The 6,458-nt window shown below is 68.8% G+C and carries 7 protein-coding genes; 3 read left to right on the top strand and 4 right to left on the bottom strand.

The window, feature by feature from the left end; translation table 11 throughout:
- Positions 1 to 316: 316 nt before the first annotated feature.
- Entirely contained in the window at positions 317 to 733 is a 417-nt protein-coding gene (locus Aco04nite_RS12100; RefSeq protein ID WP_212997337.1) for a CDGSH iron-sulfur domain-containing protein, read from the top strand.
- Between the two features lie 227 nt (positions 734 to 960).
- On the opposite strand, the gene Aco04nite_RS12095 is transcribed toward Aco04nite_RS12100, so the two are convergent.
- The gene (locus tag Aco04nite_RS12095; RefSeq protein ID WP_212997336.1) at positions 961 to 1,920 is read right to left on the bottom strand and encodes an iron-containing redox enzyme family protein; all 960 of its coding nucleotides are present in this window, start codon (positions 1,918 to 1,920) and stop codon (positions 961 to 963) included.
- A 153-nt stretch (positions 1,921 to 2,073) separates the two neighbouring features.
- Here Aco04nite_RS12095 and Aco04nite_RS12090 point away from each other — a divergent pair, with 153 nt between their 5' ends.
- A complete protein-coding gene (locus tag Aco04nite_RS12090) occupies positions 2,074 to 2,613 on the top strand; it encodes a hypothetical protein (RefSeq protein WP_203839506.1) in 540 nt (179 codons plus the stop codon).
- Positions 2,614 to 2,628: 15 nt separating this feature from the next.
- Here Aco04nite_RS12090 and Aco04nite_RS12085 read toward each other — a convergent pair whose 3' ends face one another.
- Together Aco04nite_RS12085 and Aco04nite_RS12080 are read right to left on the bottom strand one after the other, a co-directional pair.
- Positions 2,629 to 3,906 (bottom strand): SGNH/GDSL hydrolase family protein, encoded by a 1,278-nt coding sequence (locus Aco04nite_RS12085; RefSeq protein WP_212997335.1) that lies wholly within the window; start codon positions 3,904 to 3,906, stop codon positions 2,629 to 2,631.
- Positions 3,907 to 4,001: 95 nt separating this feature from the next.
- Positions 4,002 to 4,325 carry a DUF3817 domain-containing protein gene (locus Aco04nite_RS12080; RefSeq protein ID WP_212997334.1) on the bottom strand — a complete coding sequence of 108 codons (324 nt, stop codon included), beginning with the start codon at positions 4,323 to 4,325 and terminating at the stop codon, positions 4,002 to 4,004.
- A gap of 82 nt (positions 4,326 to 4,407) precedes the next feature.
- On the opposite strand from Aco04nite_RS12080, the gene Aco04nite_RS12075 reads away from it, so the two are divergent.
- The gene (locus Aco04nite_RS12075; RefSeq protein WP_212997333.1) at positions 4,408 to 5,883 is read left to right on the top strand and encodes a glutamate-cysteine ligase family protein; all 1,476 of its coding nucleotides are present in this window, start codon (positions 4,408 to 4,410) and stop codon (positions 5,881 to 5,883) included.
- On the opposite strand, the gene Aco04nite_RS12070 is transcribed toward Aco04nite_RS12075, so the two are convergent.
- A complete protein-coding gene (locus Aco04nite_RS12070; protein WP_212997332.1) occupies positions 5,880 to 6,437 on the bottom strand; it encodes a TetR/AcrR family transcriptional regulator in 558 nt (185 codons plus the stop codon). The two genes, Aco04nite_RS12075 and Aco04nite_RS12070, sit on opposite strands and share 4 nt — an antisense overlap.
- Between the last annotated feature and the right edge of the window lie 21 nt (positions 6,438 to 6,458).

Below are 6,458 nucleotides of genomic sequence, written 5' to 3'. Positions count from 1 at the left end.
TCGGCGGCGGCTCGGCCTGCGGTGCAGGGGAGGCGTTCGCCGCAGATCGGGCAGATGGTGATGCCGTCGTGCGGGCCTTGGCCGCCGGCGTGGGATTGGAGCATTTCCCAGGCCGTGCGTGCGAGGACGCTGTCGGGTTTAACGTACTTTGTAATGCTGCCTGTCATGGTGTCCCACCCCCGAATGCTCCGCCGTGGAAGGCGTTCGGGGTCAAGTTCACCGTGATCCGCCCTGTTCCGGGCCACTTTCGGCACAATCGGGCCGCGGACCGGGGTGTGCGGGTTTTGCGGGGGCGGCGGCGGGCATCCGTGCGGGCATGACTGATACGGCTGGTGGCGGCGGGGCGGTCGTGGTGCCCTACGAGGACGGGCCGTTGCTGATCAGGGGCAACTTCATCATGCGTACGCCCGATGGTGCCGTCATCGATCCCGGCCGCGGCACGGTCGCGTTGTGCCGGTGCGGGAAGTCCGCGTCGAAACCGTTCTGCGACGGCACCCACAAGGCCGTCGGCTTCCGAGCCGGAACCGGCCGCGACACGCCGGCACCCCGCGAGACGCCGGCACCCCGCGACACGCCAGCAACCAGCGGCACTCCGTCAAAGAGCGACACGCCAGCGGACAGCAGCACGCCAGTAAACAGCGACACCCCAGCGGACTACAGCACGCGAGGTAACAGCGTCGTGCAGCCAGACAGCGACACACAGGCGGACAACGGGAAGCCAGCAGGTTACTGAGAGTCGCCAGAACGCTACCGACGGGCGGCCACGAGCCCGAATATTGCGCCGACGACCGGGATGGCGCAACTTCTCGGACCGAGGGCTGTCAAGCGCAAGGCAATCGTGTCTGAGCAAGAAACACATAACTTTGGGCCAAGGCTGTGACCAGCCACAACGCGAGCAGCCCAAATCGCCCGACCGGGCCCCGAGGAACAAGCGGCCGCAGCCCCAAAGAAAGCGGAGAGCTACAACGCCGCGCGGAGCGAGGATTCGCCGGCCGACCAGGCGGCCAGAACGTCCGAGGCCCAGCGGTCGTCGAGCGTGAGCACGCAGCGCGCGCCGAAAAGGACGTCCGCGGCGAGTTCAGGCTCCGCGGTGGCGAAGGAGCCGCACATGTCGAAGGCGGCGATCTGTTCGTGGACCGCGTCCGCCTCCACGTGCTCGTCGTAGAAGCGGGTTGCTGCCTCAGAGCCGCCGAGGCGGCGCAGGCCGTTGCCGTAGTTGCGGTTGGGGCCGGTGGAGGTCATCTCGTAGGCGGCGAGGTGGCCGAGGAGGGCTCCGCGCCAGCGCCGGTGCAGGCCGAACAGCGACATCAGGTTGTTGTTGGCGAGCGTGGCGGCGGGGACGAGGTCGACGTACGCGCCGTACGTGGTGTCGAGGTTGAGGGCTGTCATCGTGGATTTGAACAGTTCCTGGTGCATGCGGTTGAGGACTCCCCCGCCGTACTCGTCGATCTGGATCTCGAGGAGGGCGGCCTTGGCCGGGCCGCTGAGCCGGGGGATCGCGAAGGTGTGGGGGTCCGCCTCGCGCAGGTGGTAGACCGAGCGGTGGGCGGCGAATTCGCGGAACTGCTCGCGGGTGGCGCGGCCACGGATGTAACCCGAGAGGGAGGGCCCACCGGCTTCGCGGGTGAGGTCGATCAGGGCGTGGGGCACGTCTTTCACCGCGACGGGTACGCCCAGAGTCCGCAGATCCGCCTCGAACAGAGCCTCCAGCGCGGCCCGCACGCCGAGCAGCCCGGGCTCCCACTCCCACGCGTCGTCGACGCCGTCCCAGCCCCGGTAGTGCAGTTCGTAGCAGACGAACAGCGCCAGGTGCAGGTCGTCGGCGTCCGACGGATCCCCCGCGGAAATGGCGTGCGGGGCCCGGGTCAGGGCGTTGATCAGGGCTTCGGAGACGGGGCCTCGGGGCGTGGGCAGTTTCATGGTGGTTCCTTGCGTCGGTGGACCGGTGGGATTCCCGGTCACGATCGCTCGAAACGGTGGAGCGCCGATGAGGTTTCATGAGGTGCCAATTCACTCACTGTGGCTAGAACATCGCGCTCCGTACGATTGGGATACCCCCTGGAGGTGATCCCCATGGATGACACCGAGCTGTACCGCGAGCAGATCCTCCGGCACTCCGGCCCGGTCATCACCGGCCGGTTCCTCGGCTATCGAACCTCGTACACGCGCGAGGTCCGGGTCGGTCAGCCGCTGCTCATCGCGATCTTCGTCACCGCGAAGGTCATGCAGTCCATCGTCGGGCTGCTGCTCAGCCTGCTGCGCAGCGGTGGCGGCGGCGCGCGGCGCAAGTTCAAGGATCTGAAGAAGGGTCCCGAGTATCTCGTCACGGAACTGCGGCTGCGCGACGATCTCGGGCAGATCTACGAGATGGAGATGCACGGGCAGCTCCCCCAGTCGGCGCTGCACCGCGGCGACCTCGTCCAGGTGCGCACGGTGGCGCAGAAGGACCCGGATCTACCCGTGAAGATGCAGCAGGTCATCAATCTGGAGACGCTGCAGCCGTACCGGCCCTGGGTCCCGACGATGTGGTCGCACCTGGGTCCGGGCCTGCTGATCCAGGCCGTACTCGGCCTGATCGTGGTCCTGGCCGTGGCGGTGGCCTGGATCAGCTGACCGGTCGCTACCTCCTCAGAGCCGCGAGAGCGGGACCACCGCCGCCATGACCGCGTCCCCCGCGTCATTGGGGTGCAGGTGGTCACCGCTGTCGTACGCGGGAGCGATGATCGCCGGGTCGACGGCGTCCCGGGTCGCCTTGTCGAAGTCGGCGAGCCCGTCGAGCTGACCGTCACCGCCGTCCCGGATCCACGTGTTGACGGCGACGCGGGTCCGTTCGAGCTCGGGCGTCCACGAGTTCCAGCCCTTGAACGCCATGATCGTGGCGCCGACGACGCGCAGCCCGCGGGCGTGCGCCTGCGCGGTGATCTGGGCGAGCCCGGCGATGATCTGCTCCGGGTCGGTCTGGTGCGGGGTCTGCTGGATGTCGTTGACGCCCTCGAAGACGATGACCGAGCGGGCGCCGGCGCGTTCGAGCACGTCGAAGTTGAGCCGGGTGACCGCGCTGGGACCGAAGCCCTCGTAGATCGTGTAGTTCGGGTAGTTGGCGTCGAGCAGCACCCGGTTGCCGCTGATCCCCGAGTTGGCGATGCCGTAATCGGGCACCGGGCTGCCGGCGAGCCGTCCGGCCAGATAGTCGGTCCAGCGCCGGTTCGCGCCCCGGGTGGACGTGACACCGTCGGTGATGGAGTCGCCGAGCGCGACGACCGTGCCGGGCCCGCCGGTGACGTCGACGCCGTTCACGTAGTGCCACACGCCCGTGGTCTCGGCGAACGCGGTGGCCGCCTCGTCACCCGCGTGATCGGCCGGCCCCCGGCTGAAGAACGAGTCCTGCATGGCCGCCGGGTGGTAGGTGACGGTTCCGGACGGCTGCGGGGTCCAGGTCGTGACGAGCAGATCCCGATCGGCGGGTACGCGCAACCGCACCGGATCGCTGACGATCTCGGCACCCCGGGGGATCGTGAGGGCGGCCTTGCCGTTGAACAGCACGTTCCGCACGGTGCCCGGCGCCGCGGTGCCGTCGCTGCGGTCGACAGTGCCGTCGCGGCGGCCGCCGGCGTGCGCGGAGACGGCGACGGTGACGTGACCCATCAGCACGGGCTGCGTACCGAAGCGGTTGGAGAGATGGATCCGCACGCTGCCGCCGCCGGACGTGGTGTGCACGACGTTGCGGATGGAGTAGCCGGCGTATCCCTGCTCGGCGTCGGACACCGCGGCCGAGGGCGCGGTGGCCCAGGCGGTGGTCCAGGCGGCGGCCGCCGGTCTTGCCTGTTTCTCGCTGGCACCCGCGGGCGCGGCGATCACGGCCACGAGCAACGTGGACGTGGTGAGTGCACGGACGAGTCTGCGCATCGTTACCTCCCCTTACCGGTCGGAAGACAACGATCAGTCTCGATGTATTGTCACCTCCGTGTAAAGGGTGCGTTACTTTACGGAGTGCTTCTCCCTTACGATGGGACCACTTCCGCCGTACGGTCGGTGAGCAGCCCGCGCGACTTCGCCCAGCGCTCAAAGACGAGCGTCGCGAACGGCGGGATCGAGCAGACGAGCGCGACCAGCGTCATCCACCACTTCCAGCCCCCGGCCCGCGCCTGCAGAGCGGTGACCGCGAGGTACGCCATGAAGATCCCGCCGTGGATCGGACCGGCGATCTTCACGCCGATCTCGTTGTGCACGACGACGTACTTGAAGAACATCCCGGTCAGCAACAACGCCCAGCTCACCGCCTCGGCGATTGCGATGGTGGCGAACAGGGCAGGTATGCGGCGCAAGGTTTGTCTCCTCAGACTCAGCTGTCGGTCATCATAGGTGTGAGCCCGGTTCGGCCGGGGCTCGGGGAAAGGCGGTGCGCAGGTGGGCGAAGAGGTCGAGCGGCGCGATTTCACCCGCGAGGACCGCACGAAGTACCGGCAGAAGATCCGGCGGAGCCTCGACGTGTTCGCCGCGATGCTGCGCGAATCCCGCTTCGATTTCGAGCGGCCGATGACCGGGATGGAGATCGAGCTCAACCTCGTCGACGACAACGCCGACCCGGCGATGCGCAACGCGCAGGTGCTGGCCGCGATCGCCGACCCGGATTTCCAGACCGAGCTGGGCCAGTTCAACGTCGAGATCAACGTGGCGCCGCGCCGGCTCGCCGGGGACGGCAATGCCGAGCTCGAACGCGAGTTGCGGGCCAGCCTCAACAACGCGGAGAAGCACGCCCGGGACGCCGGCGCGCACATGGTGATGATCGGCATCCTGCCGACGCTGCGCCGCGAGCACCTGACCGCGGCGTCGCTGTCGACGAATCCCCGCTACGCCCTGCTCAACGAGCAGATCTTCGCGGCCCGCGGCGAGGACCTCGACATCAAGATCGACGGCGTCGACCGGCTCGCGGTCACCACCGACTCGATCGCGCCCGAGGCGGCGTGCACCAGTACCCAGTTCCACCTGCAGGTCAGCCCCGACCAGTTCGCGGCCTACTGGAACGCCGCTCAGGTCGTCGCCGGGGTGCAGGTCGCGCTCGGCGCCAACTCACCGCTGCTGTTCGGGCGCGAGCTGTGGCGCGAGACCCGGATCCCGCTGTTCGAGCAGGCGACGGACACGCGGTCGGAGGAGATCCGCGCCCAGGGCGTACGCCCCCGGGTCTGGTTCGGGGAGCGCTGGATCACCTCCGTCTTCGATCTCTTCGAGGAGAACGTGCGGTATTTCCCGGCGCTGCTGCCGATCTGCGCGGACGACGACCCGGAGCAGATCCTGGAGAGCGGCGACACCCCGGACCTCAGCGAGCTGCGCCTGCACAACGGCACGGTCTACCGCTGGAACAGGCCCATCTACGCGGTGGTCAACGGCCGCCCGCACCTGCGCGTGGAGAACAGGGTCCTGCCGGCCGGCCCGACGGTGCTCGACACGGTCGCGAACGGCGCGTTCTACTACGGCCTGGTCCGGGCGCTCGCCCTGGCCGACCGTCCCGTCTGGACCCAGATGTCGTTCAGTGCGGCGGAGGAGAATTTCCACACCTGCGCCCGGCACGGCATCGCGGCCTCGGTCTTCTGGCCGGGTCTCGGCTACGTCCCGGTGTCGGAGCTCGTTCTGCGCCGGCTGCTGCCGCTGGCCCACCAGGGCCTCGAGGAGTGGGGCGTCAGCCGCGAGCAGCGCGAACGCCTCCTCGGCATCATCGAGCAGCGCTGCCTGACCGGCCGCAACGGCGCCACCTGGCAGGTCGACACGCTGCACAAGCTGGAGGGCGAGGGCCACCTCGACCGCCAGGCCGCCCTGCACGAGATGCTGCGCCGCTACCTGCCGCCGATGCACGAGAACATCCCCGTCCACGAGTGGCCGGTCTAGCGCACGGCCTCTCGTAGCTCCTCGAGCACCTGACCCATCAGCGTTTCGAGGTCCCCGGTGCCCTCGCCGATCCATGCGACATAGGCGGTGTCGAAGACGGCGAGGGCGGCCTGGGCGGTGAGCCGGGCCCTGCCGAGGGGTACGCCGCGAGCGTTCAGCGCGTCCGCCAGCGCGGCGGTCAGCGAGGCGGTCTTGACCAGGTCGCGCTCGCGCAGCTCGATCGACGACTCGATGAGCCGCTGCCGGGCGCGGGCGAAGTCGCCGTACTGTACGAGATCCTCGCTGCTGCGGGTCAGCGCCGCGAGGACGGCGTCGAGGGGGCTGAGGTCGTCGCCGGCCTCCGCCAGGTATTTCAGGATGCCCGCCTCGTAATCCTTCGCGCCGGCGAAGAGAACCTCCCGCTTGTCGGTGAAGTGGTTGAAGAACGTGCGCTTGGTCAGCCCGGCCCGGTCGGCGATCTCGGCGACCGTCACGGAGGCATACCCCCGCTCCTGAAAAAGCTCCAGCGCCGCCAGTTGCAGTCGCCCCTGCGCGTCAGGTTCCCACCGTGCCATGGGTCTCAATCTAGCTCATTG

The organism is Winogradskya consettensis, assembly GCF_018332715.1.
Classification (GTDB): Bacteria; Actinomycetota; Actinomycetes; order Mycobacteriales; family Micromonosporaceae; genus Actinoplanes; species Actinoplanes consettensis.
The sequence above is the reverse complement of the archived record's forward strand: the minus strand, read 5'-3'. Positions and strand labels throughout refer to the sequence as shown.

Coding starts and splice junctions, on each gene's coding strand:
- Aco04nite_RS12100 (WP_212997337.1), top strand. CDS start 317: ATGACTGATACGGCTGGTGGCGGCGGGGCGGTCGTGGTGCCCTACGAG.
- Aco04nite_RS12095 (WP_212997336.1), bottom strand. CDS start 1,920: ATGAAACTGCCCACGCCCCGAGGCCCCGTCTCCGAAGCCCTGATCAAC.
- Aco04nite_RS12090 (WP_203839506.1), top strand. CDS start 2,074: ATGGATGACACCGAGCTGTACCGCGAGCAGATCCTCCGGCACTCCGGC.
- Aco04nite_RS12085 (WP_212997335.1), bottom strand. CDS start 3,906: ATGCGCAGACTCGTCCGTGCACTCACCACGTCCACGTTGCTCGTGGCC.
- Aco04nite_RS12070 (WP_212997332.1), bottom strand. CDS start 6,437: ATGGCACGGTGGGAACCTGACGCGCAGGGGCGACTGCAACTGGCGGCG.